Raw genomic sequence first — 18,886 nt, forward strand, 5'->3', positions numbered from 1 at the left:
CCTCCGGAGCCCCCGCCGCCGCCCCGGATCACCCGGGTCGGGCGGGCGCTGCGCCAGGGCGGCGCCGATCTGCTGAACGCCGGGGAGTGGCTGCGCGGGCTCGGCGCCTTGACGCTCACCGGGGCCGTGCTCCTCGCCGCGGGCGGGCAGCTCGCGCTGATGGCGCTCGCGACGCGGGAGGTCCCGGAGATCGCCGCGTCCTACCCGGATTTGCGCATACCCGGACTGTGGCTGCTGCTCACCACGCTGGTGCTGCTGCTCGGCCATCTCCTGCTCGGTGTCACCACGGTGGTGCTCGCGCGGGCCCTCGGCGGCCGCGGCGGGCTGCACCGCACGCCCGCGACGCTCGCCGTGCTCGGCCCGCTGACCTCGCTGCCGCTGCTGCTCGGCTCGTTCGTCGCGCCGCCCGGCAGCACGCTCCTTCAAGTGCTGCAGGCGGGCGGCCTGTTGCTGCTCGCCGGGCAACTCACCCGGCACATCCGGCACACCCAGGACATGCTGGTCGGCCGCGCCTTCCTCGCCTGCACGCTCGCGCTGCTCGGGGAGTGGCAGCTGGCGCAGGGCGCGGTGGCGCGGGCGGGGCTGCACGCGGGGGTGTTCTGACGGGTGTACGTGCCGTGCCCCGCCGGGCCGTTCAGATGCTCGGGTCGAGCCGCTCGGTGTCGGGCTGGCGTTCACCCGTGACGTTGCTGCCCGTGCCGTTGCTGCCGGTCGCGGCCGTCGCGAGGGCGCTGCCGTCGCGCCAGGTCTTCCAGCCGACGTTCCAGTCGCCGTAGCCGTTGTCGAAGGGCGTCATGTCGTCGCCGTGGCTGTTGACCACTTCGACGAGGTCGCCGACCTTCACGGTCCGGTAGAACCAGGCGGCGTTCTCCGTGGTCATGCCGGTGCAGCCGTGGCTGACGTTCGAGGAACCCTGGTCGGCGACGGACCAGGGGGCGGCGTGCACGTACTCGCCGCTCCAGGTGAGCCGGGTCGCGTAGTGCACGGGCAGGTCGAACCAGTCGCCGCTGCCGCGGGCGATGCCGATGGAGTCGCCGCGCATCCGCACGAGGCGCTCCTTGCCGAGCACCACCTTGATGCCGCCGCGGGTACGGAAGCCCGCTTTGCCGGTGGTGACGGGGATGGTGCGCAGGACGCGGCCGTTGCGCAGGACGGTCATCTCGTGGGCGTCGACATCGGTGACCGCCTCGACCCGGTCGCCGATGGTGAGCTCGGCGGGCTTCGAACTCCCGCCCACCAGCTGGTCGTTGACGCGTACGCCGTCCAGGCCGCTGCGGACGGCGATGCGGGTGTGCGCGGGCCAGTAGGCGCGGGGCCGGTAGTGCAGGGTGCTGCTGTCGACCCAGTGCCAGGCCCCGGCGACGGCCGGGGTGGTCGTGACGCGCAGCGAGCGTTCCACGACGCCGCGGGCCGCGGGGTCGGTGCGCGGCACGGGCCGGGTGAGGTGCGCGGTGACGGGCTGCCCGACTCCGTACGTGCCGGAGGCCGGGCTGAAGTGCGCGGTGAGGGTGCGTCCGGAGCGCTGCGGCGCGGTGTCGAGGCGGAGCGTGCCGCGTACGGGGCTGCCGTCGGGGAGTTCGGCGGCGACCCGCACGGTGTAGTGGTCGTCGGCGCGCAGCGGGGCGGTGCGTTCCCATTGCCGCCCGCCGGGGCCGAGCCGTCCGGCGACGCGGCGGCCGCGGCTGTCCGTGACGGCCACGTCGAGGAGGAGACCCGGCGAGCCGAGGGTCACGTCGAGCGAACCGCCCGGGTCCACAAGGGACTTGACCCGCCGCACGTCCCGTTCCCGGGGTGCGGTGCCGTCGTCCGGTACGAGGTGGAGCGGTGCGTCGGCGGGTACGCCTGCGGTGCCGGGGCAGGACGCGCGGGGTCCGGCGAGTACGGGGCAGAGCCCGGTGCCGCCCGGCCGGTCGAGGGTGTGCCCGACGCGTACGTCGAGCGCGGCGGCGGCTCGCGCGCGCGTGGCCGCCGCGTCAACTGCCGTTTCCGTGCCGGGTGCCGCGGCCGTGATGAGCAGCACTCCCGCCGCCGCGGACCCGATCCCGTACGCCTTCGCCCGTGCCCGCACGCATGCCCTCCACTGCTGCTCGCTGTCGGTCCGGAGCATCACATCCGCTCCGGGCCGAAAAGATGATGAATGTCGGCGGTGTCGCCCCCGAAAGGGCGCGGCGGACAACTCGAAAGCACCAGTCGGCCGCTGAGCGGGCGGGCGACGGGCGGGTGTGCGGCTACCTCGTGAACAGTCCGTCCAGGTGCCGGTCGAGCAGGGCCACCGCCTGCTGAGGGGTGTGCACGTCCACGACGATGTACGAGTTGAGGCCCTCGACCAGGCAGATCAGGTGCATGGCTGCGGCTTCCGGGTCGCAGTCCCCGGGCACTTCCCCGGCGTCGCGGGCGCGGCTCAACTGGTCGGCGAAGAAGGCGCGGAGGCTCGCGATGCCCTCCTGGGCGAGGTGGCGCTGGGAGATGTCGTGGACGGCGCGGATGAAGTAGGCGACGCCCACGAGGTAGCCGGTGCGGCTCTCCTCGTCGAGCGCCATCATCCCGCGCAGGCACTCGCGCAGCACGGTCCTGGGTGAGGGGTCGCTCGCGCCGATCGCCTCGATCCGGCCCCTGATCCGCTGGTCGGCGAGTTCGTTGATACGCCGGAGGGCGAAGGCGATCAGTTCGTCCTTCGACTTGAAGTAGTGCTGCAACTGCCCGAGCGAGACCCTGGCCTCGGAGGCGATGTCGCGCAGGCTCGCGCCTTCGAGGCCCCGGGTGCTCGCGATCCTGAGCAGCGCCTGCGCGATCTCCCGTCGCCTGGCCTCGTGATCCACCTGCTTCGGCACCGGGTCGTCGCACCGCCTCTCCTGGAACCATCGATCGCTTTGACAAGTCGACCGTATTGTATAACCTGGCTTTTCCAATACGATTGACTTGCCAACAACCCGGGGGATGACCTGTGACCGTCCGACTCCGCCCACCCCGCCACCGCGTCGACCCGCGCGCCCGGCGCTGGTGGACCGCGCAGGCGCTGCTCACCGTGAGCGGTCCCGCGCTGCTCACCGCCGTCGCGCTGCTCGTCCTCGCCCTGCTGTTCTTCGCGGGCGCGCTGCCGTGGCTCGCGCCCCTGATCCTCGGCGTGCTCGTGCTGCCCGCGGTCGGCTACCTCGTGGCGATGCCGCGGCTGCGCCATGCCGTGCACGCCTGGGAGTTGGGCGACGCGGCCGTGTACGCGGCGAGCGGCTGGTGCTGGCATCGCCGCCGGATCGCGCCGCTGTCCCGGGTGCAGACCGTGGACACGGTGCGCGGCCCGGTGCAGCGGCGGTACGGCCTGGCCACGGTGACCGTCACCACCGCGTCCACGGCCGGGGACATCCGGATCGCGGGGCTCTCCGAAGCCGACGCCGAGGAGCTGTCCCGGCGCATCGGCCACGCCGCACAGGCCGTTCCGGGTGATGCCGCGTGAGCACCCGCACCGCGCGGCCGGTCACGACGACCGGCTGGCGCCGCCTCGACCGGCGCACCCTACTCGTGCACTGCGGCTGGCTCGGCGCGCCGCTCGGCTCGTTCGCCCTGGCCGCGCTCGCCACGGGCGGCCGGATCGGCGCCGCCGGGTGGGTCACCCTGGGCTGCCTCGCCGTGACGTTCGCGGCGATCACCGCGGCGGGCCTGGCGCGCTGGGCCCGCACCGACTACCGCCTCACCGCGGACTCCCTCGACCTGCGCACCGGGCTACTCACCCGGCGCCTGCGCACCGTCCCGCTGCACCGGGTCCGCACCGTCGACCTCACCGCTCCCCCGCTGCACCGGCTGCTCGGCGTGACCGTGCTGCGGGCCGGTACGGCCGGTTCCGGCGACTCCGGTGGTGAACTCGCCCTGGAAGCCCTCTCCGTACGCGACGCGGAGCTGCTGCGGTCGGCGCTGCTCGACCGGGCCGCCGTGCCCGCGCCGGGTACGGAGCCGCTGCTCGCGCGCATCGACTGGCGCTGGCTGCGGTACGCGCCGCTCACGTTCTGGGTGCTCGGTGGGGTCCTCGCGGTCGCGGGCGGTGCGTACCGGGCGCTCGACGGGATGGGGATCGAGCCGTGGCGACTGCCGTTCGTCCAGCGGGCGTTCACCGAGTTCGGCGCGAGCGCGCTGTGGCTGACCGTACCGGCCGCGCTCCTCGGCATCCTCGCCCTCGGCTCGCTCGGCGCCCTCGGCCAGTACGTCGAGGGCTGGTGGAACTACCGCCTGGAGTGGGCCGACTCCCGCACCTTGAGCGTGCGCCGAGGCCTGTTCACGACCCGCGCGGTGACCATCGAACGGGACCGGCTGCGCGGTGTCGTGCTGCGCGAGCCGCTGCTGCTCCGGGCCGGTGGCGGCGGGTACGCGAAGGCCGTCGCGGGCGGCCTCGGCAACCGCGAGGACAACCGCAGGCGCAGCGCCCTGATGCCCCCGGCGCCCCGCGCCACAGCGGTACGCGTCGCCGCCGGGGCCCTGCGTTCCGCGTTCCCCGAGCCGGAGTCGGCCCGCCACCCGAGGGCCGCGCTGCGCCGCCGCCGGACGCGCGCACTGCTCTGCGTCACACTCCCCGGCACCCTGACGTTCGCCGTGCTCGGCGCCCTGCTCACCCCGGTGCTGCTGCACTGCGCCTGGGTGTACGCCCTGACCTCGACGCCCGTCGCGCTCTGGCTCGCCCGGGACGCCTACCGGAGCCTGGGGCACGGCCTGTACGGGCGCCAACTGGTCGTGCGGTCAGGGACGTTGAGCCGTGACACGGTCGTCCTCGAACGGGCGGCGGTCGCGGCGTGGACGTTCTCCAGCTCGCCGTTCGGCCGCCGCGCGGGGCTCGTGACGCTGACCGCCGCGGTCGCCGCGGGCGAGGACGGCTACCGGATTCCCGACCTGTCCGCGACCACGGCACCGGCGTTCGCGGCCGCTGCGGCGCCGGGGATCGTGGACGAGTTCCTGGAGCGGACCCCGTAGCGGAAAGTACGTCACGCGGGGCGGGCGGCCGTTGTTAGCCTGCTCCGTATGGGTATCTCCGTCACCAAGTGACTCCAGGTGTGCCGTCCCCGGACGGCACGGAAGCGCATCGACTTCCGCCTCTCCCCCGCCGCACGCGCGGGGGCCACTTGGAGTACCCACTCTGATGAAGTACCGGCACACACGGGCGCCCTTCACGCGCGCCCGCGCTCTCCCGTACCGCCGCACCCCGGCGCTCGTCCTGCTCTCCCTGCTGCAGTTCCTCATCGCGGTCGACGTGACCGTGGTGAATGTCGCCGTGCCCTCGATCGGCGCGCGGTTCGGGGCCGACGCGGCGTCCCTGTCCTGGGTCGTCACCGGCTACACGCTGGTCGGCGGCGGGCTGCTGCTGCTCGGCGGGCGGCTCACCGATCTGCTCGGGCAGCGCCGGATGTTCCTCGTCGGCGCCGCCCTGTTCGCGGCCGCTTCGCTGCTCGCGGGGCTCGCGCCGAGCCTGGAGGCGCTGGTCGCCGCCCGGTTCGCGCAGGGCGCGGGCGAGGCGCTCGCCTCCCCCGCCGCGCTCTCCCTGATCACGCTGCTGTACCCCGAGCCCGCCGAACGCGCCAGGGCGCTCGGCGTCTGGGGCACCATCTCGGCCGGCGGCCTGGTCGTCGGCGTCCTGCTCTCCGGTGCGCTCACCCAACTCCTGCACTGGCGTTGGATCTTCGGCGTGAACGTGCCGCTCGCCGCGGCTGTGCTGCTGCTCACGCCCCTGTTCGTACGGCCCGACGGCCCGCGCACCCGCTCCGGGCGGCTCGACGTGCCGGGCGCGGCGCTGCTCACGGCCGGTCCGCTGACGGTGGTGCTCGGCGTCATCGAGCGGAACGGGGCGGTGCTTGCGGCGGGTTGCGCGCTGCTCGCCGCGTTCGTCGCGGTGGAGGCGCGTACGAAGAACCCGCTGGTCCCGCTCGGGTTCTTCGCGCACCGCACCCGCGCGGTGGCGAACGCGGCGACGGTACTGCTGAGCGCGGCGCTCTCGGCGACGTTCTACCTGCTGACCCTTTACCTGCAGAACGTGCTCCAATTCACCCCGTTGCAGGCCGGGTTGGCGTATCTGCCGTTCTGCGGCGCCCTCCTGGCCGCGCTCGCCCTGGTCTCGCGGCTCGTCACGACGTTCGGTACGCGTCGCAGTGCACTGCTGGGTCTGGCGGCGACGGGCGCGGGCCTCGCCTGGCTTGCCCGGCTGCCCGACCACGGCGGCTATCCGGTCGACGTGCTGCCCGGAATGCTCGGGGTCGCGGTGGGCATGGGCGTCGGCCTGGTCGCCCTGCAGAACGCGGCGCTGCTCGACGTGGACGCCTCCGACGCGGGCACGGCGGCGGGTGTGCAGCGCTCGGTGGACCAACTCGGCGGATCGCTCGGGCTCGCGGTCCTGGTCGGCGTCGCGGGCGCGGCGACGGGCGCGGGCGCGGGCTTCCGTACGGCGTTCCTGTGGGCGCTGGTCGGGGTGGCCGTGGCGGCGGCCGGGGTCTGGGCCCTCAGGAAGGGCTGACCGGTCCTCGCCGGAAACGACATCGGGCCGCACCCCGGAGAGAAACCCGGAGTGCGGCCCGACGGGGGCTACCTGAGTGCTCAGTTACGGATCAGGTTGCGCAGCACGTACTGCATGATGCCGCCGTTGCGGTAGTAGTCCGCCTCGCCGGGGGTGTCGATGCGGACGACCGCGTCGAACTCCACACCGGTGTCGGTGGTGACCTTGACCGTGCGGGGCGTGGTGCCGTTGTTCAGCTCGGTCACGCCGGTGAAGGAGAAGGCCTCCTCGCCGGTGAGACCGAGGGTCTCGGCGGTCTGGCCCTCCGGGAACTGCAGCGGCAGGACGCCCATACCGATGAGGTTCGAGCGGTGGATGCGCTCGTACGACTCGGCGATGACGGCCTTCACGCCGAGCAGCGCGGTGCCCTTGGCGGCCCAGTCGCGGGACGAGCCGGAGCCGTACTCCTTGCCCGCGAGGATCGCGAGCGGGGTGCCGGCGGCCTGGTAGTTCTGCGAGGCGTCGTAGATGAACGACACCGGGCCGTCGGCCTGGGTGAAGTCGCGGGTGTAGCCGCCCTCGGTGCCCGGCGCGATCTGGTTGCGCAGGCGGATGTTGGCGAACGTGCCGCGGATCATGACCTCGTGGTTACCACGGCGCGAGCCGTAGGAGTTGAAGTCACGACGCTCCACACCGTGCTCGGTGAGGTACTTGCCGGCCGGGGTGTCGGCCTTGATCGCACCGGCGGGCGAGATGTGGTCCGTCGTCACCGAGTCGCCCAGCTTGGCGAGGACGCGGGCGCCCGCGATGTCGGAGACCGGGGTGGTCTCCATCGTCATGCCCTCGAAGTAAGGGGGCTTACGGACGTACGTCGACTCGGTGTCCCACTCGAAGGTGTTGCCGGTCGGGATCGGAAGCGCCTGCCACTGGGCGTCGCCCGCGAAGACGTCGGCGTAGGACTTGTTGAACATGTCCTCGCCGATGGCGTTCGCCACCACGTCGTTGACCTCGGCCTCGGTCGGCCAGATGTCCGCGAGGTAGACCGGCTTGCCGTCCTGGTCGACGCCGAGGGCGTCCTTGGTGATGTTCACCTTCATCGAACCGGCGAGGGCGTACGCGACGACCAGCGGCGGGGACGCCAGGTAGTTCATCTTGACGTCGGGGTTGATCCGGCCCTCGAAGTTACGGTTGCCGGAGAGCACCGAAGTCACGGCCAGGTCATGGTCGTTGACGGCCTTGGAGACCTCCTCGGGCAGCGGGCCCGAGTTGCCGATGCAGGTGGTGCAGCCGTAGCCGACGAGGTTGAAGCCGACCTTGTCGAGGTAGGGGGTGAGCCCCGCCTTGTCGAAGTAGTCGGTGACGACCTTGGAGCCGGGCGCGAGGGTGGTCTTGACCCACGGCTTGCGGGTCAGGCCCTTCTCGACGGCCTTCTTCGCGACGAGCGCGGCGGCGACCATCACGTACGGGTTCGACGTGTTGGTGCAGGAGGTGATGGCCGCGACCGTCACCGCACCGTGGTCGATCTCGTACGTCGAACCGTCGGCGGCGGTCACGGTGACCGGCTTCGACGGGCCGCCGTTGGGGTGGTTCACCGGGGAGTCGGAGGCCGGGAAGGACTCGAGGCCGGCCTCGTCGGCGGTGTCGACGTAGTTCAGGACGTCGGTCTTGAACTGCTCGGCGGCGTTGGCGAGGACGATGCGGTCCTGCGGACGCTTCGGTCCTGCGATCGACGGCACGACGGTGGAGAGGTCGAGCTCCAGCTTCTCGGAGAAGTCGGGCTCGGCGGCCGGGTCGAGCCAGAGGCCCTGCTCCTTGGCGTACGCCTCGACGAGCGCGACCTGCTGGGCGTCACGGCCGGTCAGGCGCAGGTAGTTCAGGGTCTCGTCGTCGATCGGGAAGATCGCGGCGGTGGAACCGAACTCCGGCGACATGTTGCCGATGGTGGCGCGGTTGGCGAGGCTCGTGGCCGCCACACCCTCACCGTAGAACTCGACGAACTTGCCGACGACACCGTGCTTGCGCAGCATCTCGGTGATGGTCAGCACCAGGTCGGTGGCGGTGGTGCCCGGCTTGAGCTCACCGGTCAGCTTGAAGCCGACGACGCGCGGGATGAGCATCGAGACCGGCTGGCCCAGCATCGCGGCCTCGGCCTCGATACCGCCGACGCCCCAGCCGAGCACACCGAGGCCGTTGACCATGGTGGTGTGCGAGTCGGTGCCGACGAGGGTGTCGGGGTAGGCCTGGCCGTTACGCACCATGACCGTACGAGCGAGGTGCTCGATGTTGACCTGGTGGACGATGCCGGTGCCCGGCGGGACGACCTTGAAGTCGTCGAACGCGGTCTGGCCCCAGCGCAGGAACTGGTAGCGCTCCTTGTTGCGGCCGTACTCCAGCTCGACGTTCTGGCCGAAGGCGTCCTTCGTGCCGAACTTGTCCGCGATGACGGAGTGGTCGATGACCAGCTCGGCCGGGGAGAGCGGGTTGACCTTCGCCGGGTCGCCGCCGAGCTCCTTGACGGCCTCACGCATGGTGGCGAGGTCGACGACACAGGGCACGCCGGTGAAGTCCTGCATGATCACGCGCGCCGGCGTGAACTGGATCTCCTGGCTCGGCTGCGCCTGCGAGTCCCAGCTGCCGAGGGCACGGATGTGGTCGGCCGTGATGTTGGCGCCGTCCTCCGTGCGGAGCAGGTTCTCAAGGAGGACCTTCAGGCTGTAGGGCAGCCGCGCGGAGCCCTCGACCTTGTCCAGCTTGAAGATCTCGTACGACTCGTCGCCCACGCGCAGCGTGCTGCGGGCGTCGAAGCTGTTCGCCGACACGACAGTCTCCTTCATATATGTGCGCGTTCCACCGCACTGTGCCTACGTGCGCCTATCGGCGCGTGGTGCCGCCACGGCTTCCGGTCCGATCCGCTAAGGTAGAGCTAAGTTAGGTAACCCTTACCGCCGGAGTGAAGGCCGGCGGGCGGCTGCGGTACGCCTCGGCAGATATCTCGATGTCGAGATAACTCTAGTACATGCGGCGCGATCGGTCATGCCCTGCCCCCGGTGACGGCTCTCATCCGCTCTCATCCGCCCGGGGCGTTCACGCGGCGACCCCAGCGGTGCGCCGTCCGTCTCAGTGAACCTGGTCGTGAGCGCGGCCGCACCGGCGGGGGGCGCGGGTGCCGGGTCCGGCTCAATCCACGGCCCGCGAGGCGGACGCCTCGACGCCTGCCGCCCGCAGCTTGCGCGCAAGGAGCTCCATCTCGGGCAGCGTCCCCGAGTACCGCCCGGTCAGGACCCGTTCCAGTACCGCCTTGACGCCGTCCAGGCCGATACCGAGCTCCGCCCGCAACACCCGCATGACGGCGGCGTTCCGCGTCGGCGGACTCACCCGCAGCGTTGCCCGACCGTGCTCGGAGAGCAGCCGGTCGCGCAACTCGTCCGGTAGGTCACCGTCACAGATGGCCACGGCGAACCCGCAGGGCGGACACGTCGACTCCACGTCCCACCGCAGCGCCCCAGCCACCAGCGCCTGAACGCCGCACCACGCCGCTTCGCCGCCGCACCCCTGGCACGCGGCGGAGTACCTGATGGACTCGACCAAGACCGGCTCTCCCACGCCCCCACCCCCTTGAGGAGAGGCTAAACGGCAGGCGCCGGACGCCTCCTGGCGACGCCTCCGGGCCCCTCGCGTCGGCAGCCCGTGTCACCCCCCGTGAAGTCCGCTCCACCCCGTGATGGGATACGCGCCCCATGCCTCGGCCGGGGCGACGCCCAGTCCTGACGACGTCGTGCGGGTCCGTGCCCGGCAGCGGGAGCGGGGGGTTCCGGAGAGCTTCGAGTGGCCGGCCGAGCTGACGCCGTCGCTGCGCGGCCTGATCGAGCGGGCCGGGCTTCCCGTCGCGGAGCGGCCGCTGATGGACCTCGACCCGCGCCACCGCATGCCCGCGCCGCTCCCGGCCGGCGTCACGATCCGCCCCGTCGCGGCCGACGACCCCGCCCTGGTCGCCCACGCCCGCGACCACGGCGTCCACACGGTCTTCCTCGCCTACGCGGAGGGCGCCGTCGCCCGTATCTACGCCCGCCTCGGCTTCCGCCCCGCGGGCACCACCCTGCTGGTCGCCGGCCAACCCGCGCGCGGAGCCTGAACCTTCGGACCGGCACCCCCCTACTTTGGTCGCGGATCGCCGCCCCGGCCCGCGCCGTTCGGCCGACGCGGCGCCGCGCGCGGGCTTCGTACGGTGAGCGCATGACGGGGAACGAGTCGCAGGAGAACGGCGTACGGGAGCGGGGCGCCGCGCGCGTGCCGTACGAGAAGGCGGCGGCCGCGCCGACCGAACTGCGGCAGCCGATGTGGCTGCCGCTCGCCTTCGCCGTACTGGGCGCGGGCGCGGGACTGGTGGTGAAGTACCTGGCTCAGTGGCTCGTGACACTGCCGAAGGCACCGTTCAAGGAACCCGCCGAGCTCCTCACCCGGATACCCGAGCCGTGGCTCACGCTCGGCCTGCTCGTCGTGGGCACCGTGCTCGGTGTGGTGCTCGGCCTGATCGTGCTGCACGAGGAGCTGACCGTGCGGGTCTCCGGCGACGAGGTGCGCCTCACCCGCAAGGGCGAGCCGAGCACCTTCGCGCGCGCCGAGATCGGCATGGCCTTCCGGGACCACAAGGAGCTGGTCCTGCTCGGGCCGGACGGGGCCCAACTGACGTGTGAACCCTGCGACTTCGCGGAGCGCCGGCTCGCCTCGGCGTTCACCCGGCACGGTCACCGCTGGGCCGAACAGGACCCGCACGCCGCCGACTTCCGCCTCTGGGTGCCGGACACGCCGGGCCTGCCGACCGGCGCCGACGCCCTGCTCAAGGCCCGCGCCAAGGCCCTGACCCGCAAGGAGTCGAACGCCGACGAGGACCGCCGCGAACTGCGCGCGGAGCTGGCCCGGCTCGGTGTGTACGTACGCGACGAGAAGGGCCGGCAGTACTGGCGGAGTGCCAGGCGCCCGCCGGTCCGAGCCGGGTCGTGACCACGCGCGCGTCGGCTAGGCCGTTTCCTTCGGGTCAGGCCGGATTCGGTCGGCGGTCACTTTCTGGTCGAGTTGAGCGGGGTCTGGTGCGTGCAGCTGCAAGGCGGAGGAGGGCGCCACTGCGGAGCATTGGCAACCGACGACAACGCCGTGGGGGTCCCCCCTGCTCGAGCGAAGCCGAGAGCTTGGGGGCGTGCGTGCCAGACCCCGCGACCCCGGCAAGATCCGAAGGAGACGGCCTAGCCCATGGTCTTCGCGCCGTCCAGGCTCTCCCGGATGATGTCGGCGTGACCGGCGTGCTGGGCGGTCTCCGCGACGATGTGCATCAGCACCCTCCGCGCCGACCAGCGCGAACTCGCCTCGAACCAGGGGGCCTTGGGCAGCGGCCACGCGACGTCCAGGTCGGGCAGCGTGCCGACCAGCTCGTCGGTGCGGGCCGCCACCTCGGCGTACTCGGCCAGTACGCCGGCCAGCGTCTCGCCCGGCTGCATCCGGAAGCCCTCGGCGTACTTCGCCCGGTCGGCCTCGGTCATCGCCGTGAAGTCCGGGAACCCGGCGGGGCCGTTGAGGATGAAGCCCGCCCAGCTCCGCTCCACCTCGGTGACGTGCTTGATCAGCCCGCCCAGACACAGCGCACTGGCGGTGGTACGCAACGCGGCCTGCTCGTCGGTGAGTTCACGGGTGGTGAAACGCAGGAAGTGCCGGTGCTTGCCGAGCACCTCCAGCCACTCGGCACGCTCGCCGGTGAGTGCCTTGCCGGTCTGCTCGTCCTGCGCGCTCTGCTCGTTCACGGTCATGGCTCCGCCTTCCGATGTTGCCCGATGTTGCTGTTGTCGCCCGCCCCTGGCGGCCGGTGAGGAACACGCTAGAAGCCATCGAGGTCAGATGGTGTCCTAGTTCGGCGGGCTGCGAGGATCCGTCCGGGGCCGGTCTCCGCTCGGCTGTCGCGTGCGGGCGGGGCGTGTGAGCATCGGGGCATGTTCACTGGCGCACACGTGATCCTCTACTCCCAGGACGCCGCCGCCGACCGGGCGTTCCTCCGGGATGTCATCGGGTTCGCCCATGTCGACGCGGGAGACGGCTGGCTCCTCTTCAAGCTGCCGCCCGCCGAGGTCGCCGTCCACCCGACCGACGGAGAACCGAGGCACGAGTTCTATCTGATGTGCGACGACCTGGACGGCGTACTGGCACAACTGGCCGCGCGGGGCGCCGAGATCACCCGTCCGGTGGCCGACGCTCCGTGGGGACGGCTCACCGCGGTACGGCTGCCCAGCGGGTCCGAACTCCCGCTGTACCAACCACTGCATCCGGTCGCGTACGACCTCTGACAGCGGGCCTGACCCACGGCAGCGGGGCCGGAGTTGGACCACCACTCGGACGGACGCGCTCCGTTTCTCATTTATCTCACATCCGATATACGGTCGCGCCATGGCAGACGACTACCTCGAACGCATCGGCAAGCTCATCCGTGACGCCCGTCAGCACCGGGGCTGGACACAGTCACAGCTCGCCGAGGCACTCGGTACCAGCCAGAGCGCCGTCAACCGCATCGAACGCGGTAATCAAAACATCAGCCTTGAGATGATCGCCCGAATCGGTGAAGCACTCGACAGCGAGATCGTCTCTCTGGGCTACGCCGGCCCGATGCATCTGAGGGTGGTCGGCGGCCGCCGGCTCTCCGGCTCCATCGACGTCAAGACGAGCAAGAACGCGTGCGTGGCGCTGCTCTGCGCCTCACTGCTCAACAAGGGGCGTACCGTCCTGCGCCGGGTCGCCCGGATTGAGGAGGTCTTCCGCATCCTGGAGGTCCTCGGCTCCATCGGCGTCCGCACCCGGTGGATCAACGACGGCGTGGACCTGGAGATCGTGCCGCCCGCCGAGCTCGACCTGGACGCCATCGACGCGGAGGCCGCGCGCCGTACCCGCTCGATCATCATGTTCCTCGGCCCGCTGCTGCACCGCGTGAACCGCTTCAAGCTGCCGTACGCGGGCGGTTGTGACCTCGGCACCCGCACCGTCGAGCCGCACATGATCGCCCTGCGCCGCTTCGGCCTCGACGTCACCGCGACCGAGGGCATCTACCACGCGGAGGTGCAGCGCAGCTCCCCGGACCGCCCGATCGTGCTGACCGAGCGCGGCGACACCGTGACCGAGAACGCGCTGCTCGCCGCCGCGCGCCATGACGGCGTGACGGTCATCCGCAACGCGTCCTCCAACTACATGGTCCAGGACCTGTGCTTCTTCCTGGAGGCCCTGGGCGTACAGGTCGAGGGCATCGGCACCACGACGCTGACCGTGCACGGCGTGCCGACCATCGACGTGGACGTGGACTACTCGCCGTCCGAGGACCCGGTCGAGGCGATGAGTCTGCTGGCCGCCGCCGTGGTCACCGAGTCCGAACTCACCATCCGCCGCGTGCCGATCGAGTTCATGGAGATCGAGCTGGCGGTCCTGGAGGAGATGGGCCTCAACCAGGACCGCTCCGCCGAGTACCCCGCCGACAACGGCCGCACCCGCCTGGTGGACCTGACCGTGCACCCCTCCAAACTGGAGGCGCCGATCGACAAGATCCACCCGATGCCGTTCCCCGGCCTGAACATCGACAACGTCCCGTTCTTCGCGGCCATCGCGGCCGTCGCACAGGGCAAGACCCTCATTCACGACTGGGTCTACGACAACCGCGCGATCTACCTCACGGACCTCAACCGCCTCGGCGGAAGGCTCCAACTCCTCGACCCGCACCGGGTGTTGGTCGAGGGCCCGACCCGCTGGCGAGCCGCCGAGATGATGTGCCCGCCGGCCCTGCGCCCGGCCGTGGTCGTCCTCCTCGGCATGATGGCGGCCGAGGGCACGTCGGTGCTGCGCAACGTCTACGTGATCAATCGTGGTTACGAGGATCTGGCGGAGCGGCTCAACTCGGTGGGGGCGCAGATCGAGACGTTCCGGGACATCTGAGGGCCCCTTCAGGGAGACAGTCACCGCACCCCTTCCGGTCGCCGTAGCGCGGGGCTCGGGAGGGGTGCGGTGGTATGTGCGGTGGCATGTGCACCCCCGCGCCCCTCCTGAAGGAGGGGGCATCTCGCTATGCCGGGTTGGCGTCGCGACGGACCAGCCCGGCCCGACGCCGCTCGGAGAGCCGAGGCGGTGGTCGCGGGGCGGCTCGACTTCGCGCTGGTCGGGGCGTGCGGGGTGGCTCCGCCGCCCGGCGAGGGGCAGTTGGTGTGGCGGGAGGTGGCCGTGGACCCGGTGTTCGTGATGCTCGCCGAGGACCATCCACCGGCGGCGCGGCCCGAGGTCGAGGCGGCCGCGCTCGCCGCCGAGGCGTGGACGGAGAGGAACGGCTACTCCAGCACCGCCACCCCGTCCAACTCCACCAAACACTCCTCGTCCCACAACCGCACCGCGCCGATCACCGCCATCGCCGGGTAGTCGCGGCCCGCCAACCTCCGCCAGATTCGGCCCAGTTCGGGGGCGTGGGTGCGGTAGGACGCGACGTCCGTGGCGTACACCGTGACGCGGGCCAGGTCGGACGGCTTGCCGCCGGCCGCCCGGAGTGCCGTGAGGAGGTTGCCCAACGCGTGCTCGAACTGTTCGGGCAAGGTGCCGGGTACGGGCTTGCCGGTGGGGTCCAGCGCTGTCTGGCCGGCCAGGAAGACCAGGCGGGAGCCCGTCGCCGTGACGGCGTGCGAGAAGCCGGTGGGTGGGGAGAGTCCGTCGGGGTTGACGCGTTCCAGGCTCACTCGGCGGCCTCCTCTGCGAGCTGCGCGTACAGCTCCTTGGCGATGATGGTGCGCTGGACCTCGGTGGCGCCCTCATAGATGCGCGGCGCGCGGACTTCGCGGTAGAGGTGTTCGAGCAGGTGGCCACGGAGCAGGGCGCGGGCGCCGTGGAGTTGGACCGCCGCGTCGACGACCTGCTGTGCGGTCTCGGTGGCGAGGAGTTTGGCCATGGCCGCCCGGCGGGGCACGTCCGGCTCGCCCCGGTCGTACGCCGCGGCCGCCGCGTACACGAGCAGGCGGGCCGCCTCGGTGCGGGTGGCGAGCTCGGCGACCTGGTGGGCGACGGACTGCAGGTCCTTCAACGGGCCCCCGAACGCCTGGCGTTGGGCCGTGTGCGCGAGGGTCGCGTCCAGGGCGGCCTGTGCCATGCCCACCGCGAAGGCGCCGACGCTGGGCCGGAACAGGTTGAGCGTGCCCATCGCGACCCGGAAACCGCGGTCCACCTCGCCGATCAGGTCCTCTGGACCCACCGGTACGCCGTCGAAGTGCAGGGCGCCGATGGGGTGCGGGGAGAGCATGTCGAGGCGGGTGCCGGTGAGGCCGGGGCGGTCGGCGGGGACGAGGAACGCGGTGACGCCGCGCGCGCCCGCGTCCTGGGTGGTGCGGGCGAAGACGGTGTAGAAGTCGGCCTCGGGGGCGTTGGAGATCCAGCACTTCTCGCCGTTGAGCAGCCAGCGTGCCGGGTGCCCGTCGGGGCCCGGCCCACCGTCCGGTTCCGCGGCGAGCGCGAGCGCCGCCGCGTCGGAGCCCGCGTCCGGCTCGCTCAGCGCGAAGGCCGCGACCGCCTCGCCCGCGCTGACCTGCGGCAACCAGCGTTCGCGCTGGGCGGGCGTGCCGAAGGCGTGCACCGGGTGGGCGCCCAGGCCCTGCAGTGCGAGCGCGGTCTCCGCCTCGGTGCAGCCGTACGCGAGGGACTCCCGCATCAGGCAGAGTTCGAGCGAGCCTGAGGTGAACAGCCTTGCCAAGAGCCCGAGTTGACCGAGCTCTCTGACCAGCGGGCGGTTGATCCGGCCGGGCTCCGAGCTCTCGGCCAGGGGGTGCAGGCGCTCGGCTGCCAGGGTGCGCAGCTCCTCGCACCACTGGAGTTCCTTCGGTTCGAGCGCGAATGCGGACACCGGCATGCCTCCTTAGAGTGGAGTTATCGCGATGCGTTGACTGTCGTCACCATCACGATACGCTCGATGGGCGACGCCACCACGTCCTCGGCACTCCTGAGGGGCGATCCATGGAGCTGACGACCTCGGCCCACGCCGACACCTTCCCGCGCGACCACCTCCCACCGCACGAACAGTGGCCGCACCTCGACCTCGACGAGCTGCGCTACCCGGAGCGGCTCAACTGCGCCACCGAACTGCTCGACCGCACCACGGACCGCCTGGGCGCGGACCGTCCCGCCTTCCGTACCGCCGACGGCACCGTGTGGTCGTACGGCGAACTACGCGGTCATGTCGACCGCATCGCGCGGGTGCTCACCGACGAGCTCGGTGTGGTGCCCGGCAACCGGGTGCTGCTGCGCGGTCCGACCACACCCTGGCTGGCCGCGTGCTGGCTGGCCGTCCTGAAGGCGGGCGCGGTCGCCGTGACCGTCCTGGCTCAGCAGCGGGCCGCCGAGCTGGCCACGGTCTGCGAGATCGCCCGCGTCCGGCACGCGCTGTGCGACGCCCGCCATGTCGACGACCTGGCGGCGGCCGACGTACCCGGCCTGCGGACCGTGCCGTTCGGCGGGGACGGGGACGACGATCTGGTGCGGCGCGCGGCGCGGCAGCCGGACCGGTTCACGGCCGTGGACACGGCCGCCGACGACGTGGCGCTCATCGCGTTCACCAGCGGCACGACCGGCCGGCCCAAGGGCTGTATGCACTTCCACCGGGACGTCCTCGCCATCGCCGACACGTTCTCCGCGCACGTGCTGCGGCCCACGCCCGACGACGTGTTCGCGGGCAGCCCGCCGCTCGGCTTCACCTTCGGGCTCGGCGGGCTCGTGGTCTTCCCGCTACGGGCCGGTGCCTCGGCGCTGCTGCTCGAACAGGCGGGCCCCAAGCAGCTTCTTCCCGCCATCGCCGAGCACCGGGTGTCGGTCCTTTTCACCGCCCCGACCGCGTACCGCGCGATCCTCGACGAGGTCGGCGCGTACGACATCGGCTCGCTGCGCCGCTGTGTCTCGGCGGGCGAGAACCTGCCGGAGACCACCTGGCAGGCCTGGCACGAGCGGACCGGCCTGCGCATCATCAACGGCATCGGTGCCACCGAGCTGCTGCACATCTTCATCTCCGCCGCCGACGACGCGATCAGACCCGGCCGCACCGGACTGCCCGTGCCGGGCTGGCAGGCGCGCGTCGTCGACGGGTCCGGCAAGCCCGTGGCCGACGGCGAGCCCGGTCTGCTCGCGGTGCGCGGCCCGGTCGGCTGCCGCTATCTCGCCGACCCGCGACAGGAGGAGTACGTACGCGACGGCTGGAACCTCACCGGGGACACGTATGTCCGGGAGCCGGACGGCTACTTCCGCTATGTCGCCCGCGCCGACGACATGATCATCTCGGCCGGGTACAACATCGCGGGCCCCGAGGTCGAGGACGCGCTGCTTCGCCACCCCGACGTCCTGGAGGCCGCGGTGGTCGGCCGGGCCGACGAGCTGCGCGGGCAGATCGTGGCCGCGCATGTGGTGCTCCGTGACGGGGTGCCGCGCTCCGAGGCCACGGTCGCGCTGCTGCGGGACTTCGTGAAGGGCGAGCTGGTGCCGTACAAGTGCCCGCGCGAGATCCACTTCCCGGACGCGCTGCCGCGCACCCCCACCGGGAAGCTCCAGCGCTACCGCCTGCGGATGCCCTGACCGGGGCCTCCCGCGCGGGTTCTAAGGTGATCACGTGGCAGAGCAGCACACTCCGCGATCCCTGATCGTCACGTACTACGGCGCGTACGGCCGCCGTGCCCAAGGACCCGTGCCGGTGGCCGAGTTGATCCGGCTGCTCGGCGCGGTCGGGGTCGACGCGCCATCCGTGCGGTCCTCGGTGTCCCGGCTGAAGCGGCGCGGGCTGCTCGTGCCGGGGCGTACGGCGGAGGGCGCGGCCGGGTACGCGCTGTCCGCGGACGCCCGCCAGCTCCTCGACGACGGCGACCGGCGGATCTACCCGGAGCGGCGGCCGGACGGCGGCGCGGGCTGGGTGCTCGCGGTGTTCTCGGTGCCCGAGTCTGAGCGGCAGAAGCGGCATGTGCTGCGCTCCCGGCTGACCGGCCTCGGTTTCGGCACGGCCGCGCCGGGCGTGTGGATCGCCCCGGCCTGTCTGTACGAGGAGACCCGGCACACCCTGGAGCGGCTCCAACTCTCCTCTTACGTCGACCTGTTCCGCGGCGAGCACCTCGGTTTCGCGGCGACGGCGGACGCGGTGGGGCGCTGGTGGGACCTGGGGGCCATCGCGCGGCTGCACGAGCGGTTCCTCGACGCACACGAGCCGGTGCTGCGCGCCTGGGAGTCCCGTACGGACACCCCGCCCGAGGAGGCGTACCGGGACTATCTGCTCGCCCTGGACACCTGGCGCCACCTCCCGTACGCCGACCCGGGCCTGCCGGTGCGGCTGCTGCCGCGGGACTGGCCGGGGGAACGGTCGGCCCAGGTCTTCGCGGCCCTGGACGCGCGGTTGCGGGG

At 72.1% G+C, this 18,886-nt stretch carries 18 protein-coding genes; 11 read left to right on the forward strand and 7 right to left on the reverse strand.

All coding sequences use genetic code 11. The annotated features are described in order from the left end of the window. On the forward strand, window positions 1–603 hold a 603-nt coding region (locus tag GUY60_RS17190), incomplete at its 5' end, for a hypothetical protein (protein ID WP_161698726.1). A 31-nt stretch (window positions 604–634) separates the two neighbouring features. Here GUY60_RS17190 and GUY60_RS17195 read toward each other — a convergent pair. Both GUY60_RS17195 and GUY60_RS17200 read right to left on the reverse strand, forming a co-directional pair. Then, entirely contained in the window at window positions 635–2,107 is a 1,473-nt protein-coding gene (locus tag GUY60_RS17195; protein ID WP_161698728.1) for a L,D-transpeptidase, read from the reverse strand. A gap of 121 nt (window positions 2,108–2,228) precedes the next feature. After that, entirely contained in the window at window positions 2,229–2,831 is a 603-nt protein-coding gene (locus GUY60_RS17200) for a TetR/AcrR family transcriptional regulator (protein WP_161698730.1), read from the reverse strand. Window positions 2,832–2,944: 113 nt separating this feature from the next. On the opposite strand from GUY60_RS17200, the gene GUY60_RS17205 reads away from it, so the two are divergent. From GUY60_RS17205 to GUY60_RS17215, 3 genes are all read left to right on the forward strand, one after another. Further along, window positions 2,945–3,451 carry a PH domain-containing protein gene (locus tag GUY60_RS17205; protein ID WP_161698732.1) on the forward strand — a complete coding sequence of 169 codons (507 nt, stop codon included), beginning with the start codon at window positions 2,945–2,947 and terminating at the stop codon, window positions 3,449–3,451. Then, window positions 3,448–4,953 (forward strand): PH domain-containing protein, encoded by a 1,506-nt coding sequence (locus tag GUY60_RS17210; RefSeq protein WP_161698734.1) that lies wholly within the window; start codon window positions 3,448–3,450, stop codon window positions 4,951–4,953. The genes GUY60_RS17205 and GUY60_RS17210 overlap by 4 nt, the downstream gene beginning before the upstream one ends. A 166-nt stretch (window positions 4,954–5,119) precedes the next feature. After that, window positions 5,120–6,484, forward strand: a complete 1,365-nt coding sequence (locus GUY60_RS17215) for an MFS transporter (protein WP_161698736.1) — start codon at window positions 5,120–5,122, stop codon at window positions 6,482–6,484. 80 nt (window positions 6,485–6,564) lie between these two features. Here the strand turns inward: GUY60_RS17215 and acnA are convergent, their stop codons facing one another. Both acnA and GUY60_RS17225 read right to left on the reverse strand, forming a co-directional pair. Further along, window positions 6,565–9,297 carry an aconitate hydratase AcnA gene (acnA, locus tag GUY60_RS17220; RefSeq protein WP_161698737.1) on the reverse strand — a complete coding sequence of 911 codons (2,733 nt, stop codon included), beginning with the start codon at window positions 9,295–9,297 and terminating at the stop codon, window positions 6,565–6,567. A gap of 343 nt (window positions 9,298–9,640) precedes the next feature. Next, on the reverse strand, window positions 9,641–10,066 hold the full coding sequence (locus GUY60_RS17225) for a hypothetical protein (protein WP_161698739.1): 426 nt from the start codon (window positions 10,064–10,066) through the stop codon (window positions 9,641–9,643). A gap of 118 nt (window positions 10,067–10,184) precedes the next feature. Here GUY60_RS17225 and GUY60_RS17230 point away from each other — a divergent pair, with 118 nt between their 5' ends. Both GUY60_RS17230 and GUY60_RS17235 read left to right on the forward strand, forming a co-directional pair. Further along, window positions 10,185–10,595 carry a GNAT family N-acetyltransferase gene (locus tag GUY60_RS17230; RefSeq protein ID WP_312866330.1) on the forward strand — a complete coding sequence of 137 codons (411 nt, stop codon included), beginning with the start codon at window positions 10,185–10,187 and terminating at the stop codon, window positions 10,593–10,595. Window positions 10,596–10,696: 101 nt separating this feature from the next. Further along, a complete protein-coding gene (locus GUY60_RS17235; protein ID WP_246235145.1) occupies window positions 10,697–11,464 on the forward strand; it encodes a YqeB family protein in 768 nt (255 codons plus the stop codon). A gap of 239 nt (window positions 11,465–11,703) precedes the next feature. Here GUY60_RS17235 and GUY60_RS17240 read toward each other — a convergent pair whose 3' ends face one another. Beyond that, window positions 11,704–12,261, reverse strand: a complete 558-nt coding sequence (locus GUY60_RS17240) for a DinB family protein (RefSeq protein ID WP_161698741.1) — start codon at window positions 12,259–12,261, stop codon at window positions 11,704–11,706. 180 nt (window positions 12,262–12,441) lie between these two features. Between GUY60_RS17240 and GUY60_RS17245 the strand changes: the two genes are divergently transcribed. The 3 genes from GUY60_RS17245 to GUY60_RS39725 all read left to right on the forward strand — a co-directional run bounded on the left by GUY60_RS17245 (window position 12,442) and on the right by GUY60_RS39725 (window position 14,893). Further along, window positions 12,442–12,792, forward strand: a complete 351-nt coding sequence (locus GUY60_RS17245; protein ID WP_161698743.1) for a VOC family protein — start codon at window positions 12,442–12,444, stop codon at window positions 12,790–12,792. 100 nt (window positions 12,793–12,892) lie between these two features. Continuing rightward, window positions 12,893–14,419, forward strand: a complete 1,527-nt coding sequence (locus tag GUY60_RS17250) for a helix-turn-helix domain-containing protein (RefSeq protein ID WP_161698745.1) — start codon at window positions 12,893–12,895, stop codon at window positions 14,417–14,419. 129 nt (window positions 14,420–14,548) lie between these two features. Next, complete coding sequence (locus GUY60_RS39725; RefSeq protein WP_161698747.1) at window positions 14,549–14,893, forward strand: LysR substrate-binding domain-containing protein; 345 nt, start codon at window positions 14,549–14,551, stop codon at window positions 14,891–14,893. On the opposite strand, the gene GUY60_RS17260 is transcribed toward GUY60_RS39725, so the two are convergent. Together GUY60_RS17260 and GUY60_RS17265 are read right to left on the reverse strand one after the other, a co-directional pair. After that, the gene (locus tag GUY60_RS17260; RefSeq protein WP_161698749.1) at window positions 14,806–15,204 is read right to left on the reverse strand and encodes a RidA family protein; all 399 of its coding nucleotides are present in this window, start codon (window positions 15,202–15,204) and stop codon (window positions 14,806–14,808) included. The two genes, GUY60_RS39725 and GUY60_RS17260, sit on opposite strands and share 88 nt — an antisense overlap. After that, entirely contained in the window at window positions 15,201–16,358 is a 1,158-nt protein-coding gene (locus GUY60_RS17265; RefSeq protein ID WP_161698751.1) for an acyl-CoA dehydrogenase family protein, read from the reverse strand. Before GUY60_RS17265 ends, GUY60_RS17260 begins: the two co-directional genes overlap by 4 nt. 110 nt (window positions 16,359–16,468) lie before the next feature. On the opposite strand from GUY60_RS17265, the gene GUY60_RS17270 reads away from it, so the two are divergent. Both GUY60_RS17270 and GUY60_RS17275 read left to right on the forward strand, forming a co-directional pair. Beyond that, a complete protein-coding gene (locus tag GUY60_RS17270) occupies window positions 16,469–18,073 on the forward strand; it encodes an AMP-binding protein (RefSeq protein WP_161698753.1) in 1,605 nt (534 codons plus the stop codon). A gap of 34 nt (window positions 18,074–18,107) precedes the next feature. Continuing rightward, window positions 18,108–18,886, forward strand: a 779-nt coding sequence (locus tag GUY60_RS17275) for a PaaX family transcriptional regulator (protein ID WP_161698755.1), incomplete at its 3' end; no start/stop codon positions are given.

Origin of the sequence: Streptomyces boluensis (assembly GCF_009908195.1) — a bacterium.
Taxonomy (GTDB): domain Bacteria; phylum Actinomycetota; class Actinomycetes; order Streptomycetales; family Streptomycetaceae; genus Streptomyces; species Streptomyces boluensis.

Coding starts and splice junctions, on each gene's coding strand:
- GUY60_RS17195 (WP_161698728.1), bottom strand. CDS start 2,107: ATGCTCCGGACCGACAGCGAGCAGCAGTGGAGGGCATGCGTGCGGGCA.
- GUY60_RS17215 (WP_161698736.1), top strand. CDS start 5,120: ATGAAGTACCGGCACACACGGGCGCCCTTCACGCGCGCCCGCGCTCTC.
- acnA (WP_161698737.1), bottom strand. CDS start 9,297: ATGAAGGAGACTGTCGTGTCGGCGAACAGCTTCGACGCCCGCAGCACG.
- GUY60_RS17230 (WP_312866330.1), top strand. CDS start 10,185: ATGGGATACGCGCCCCATGCCTCGGCCGGGGCGACGCCCAGTCCTGAC.
- GUY60_RS17235 (WP_246235145.1), top strand. CDS start 10,697: ATGACGGGGAACGAGTCGCAGGAGAACGGCGTACGGGAGCGGGGCGCC.
- GUY60_RS17240 (WP_161698741.1), bottom strand. CDS start 12,261: ATGACCGTGAACGAGCAGAGCGCGCAGGACGAGCAGACCGGCAAGGCA.
- GUY60_RS17245 (WP_161698743.1), top strand. CDS start 12,442: ATGTTCACTGGCGCACACGTGATCCTCTACTCCCAGGACGCCGCCGCC.
- GUY60_RS17250 (WP_161698745.1), top strand. CDS start 12,893: ATGGCAGACGACTACCTCGAACGCATCGGCAAGCTCATCCGTGACGCC.
- GUY60_RS39725 (WP_161698747.1), top strand. CDS start 14,549: ATGCCGGGTTGGCGTCGCGACGGACCAGCCCGGCCCGACGCCGCTCGG.
- GUY60_RS17270 (WP_161698753.1), top strand. CDS start 16,469: ATGGAGCTGACGACCTCGGCCCACGCCGACACCTTCCCGCGCGACCAC.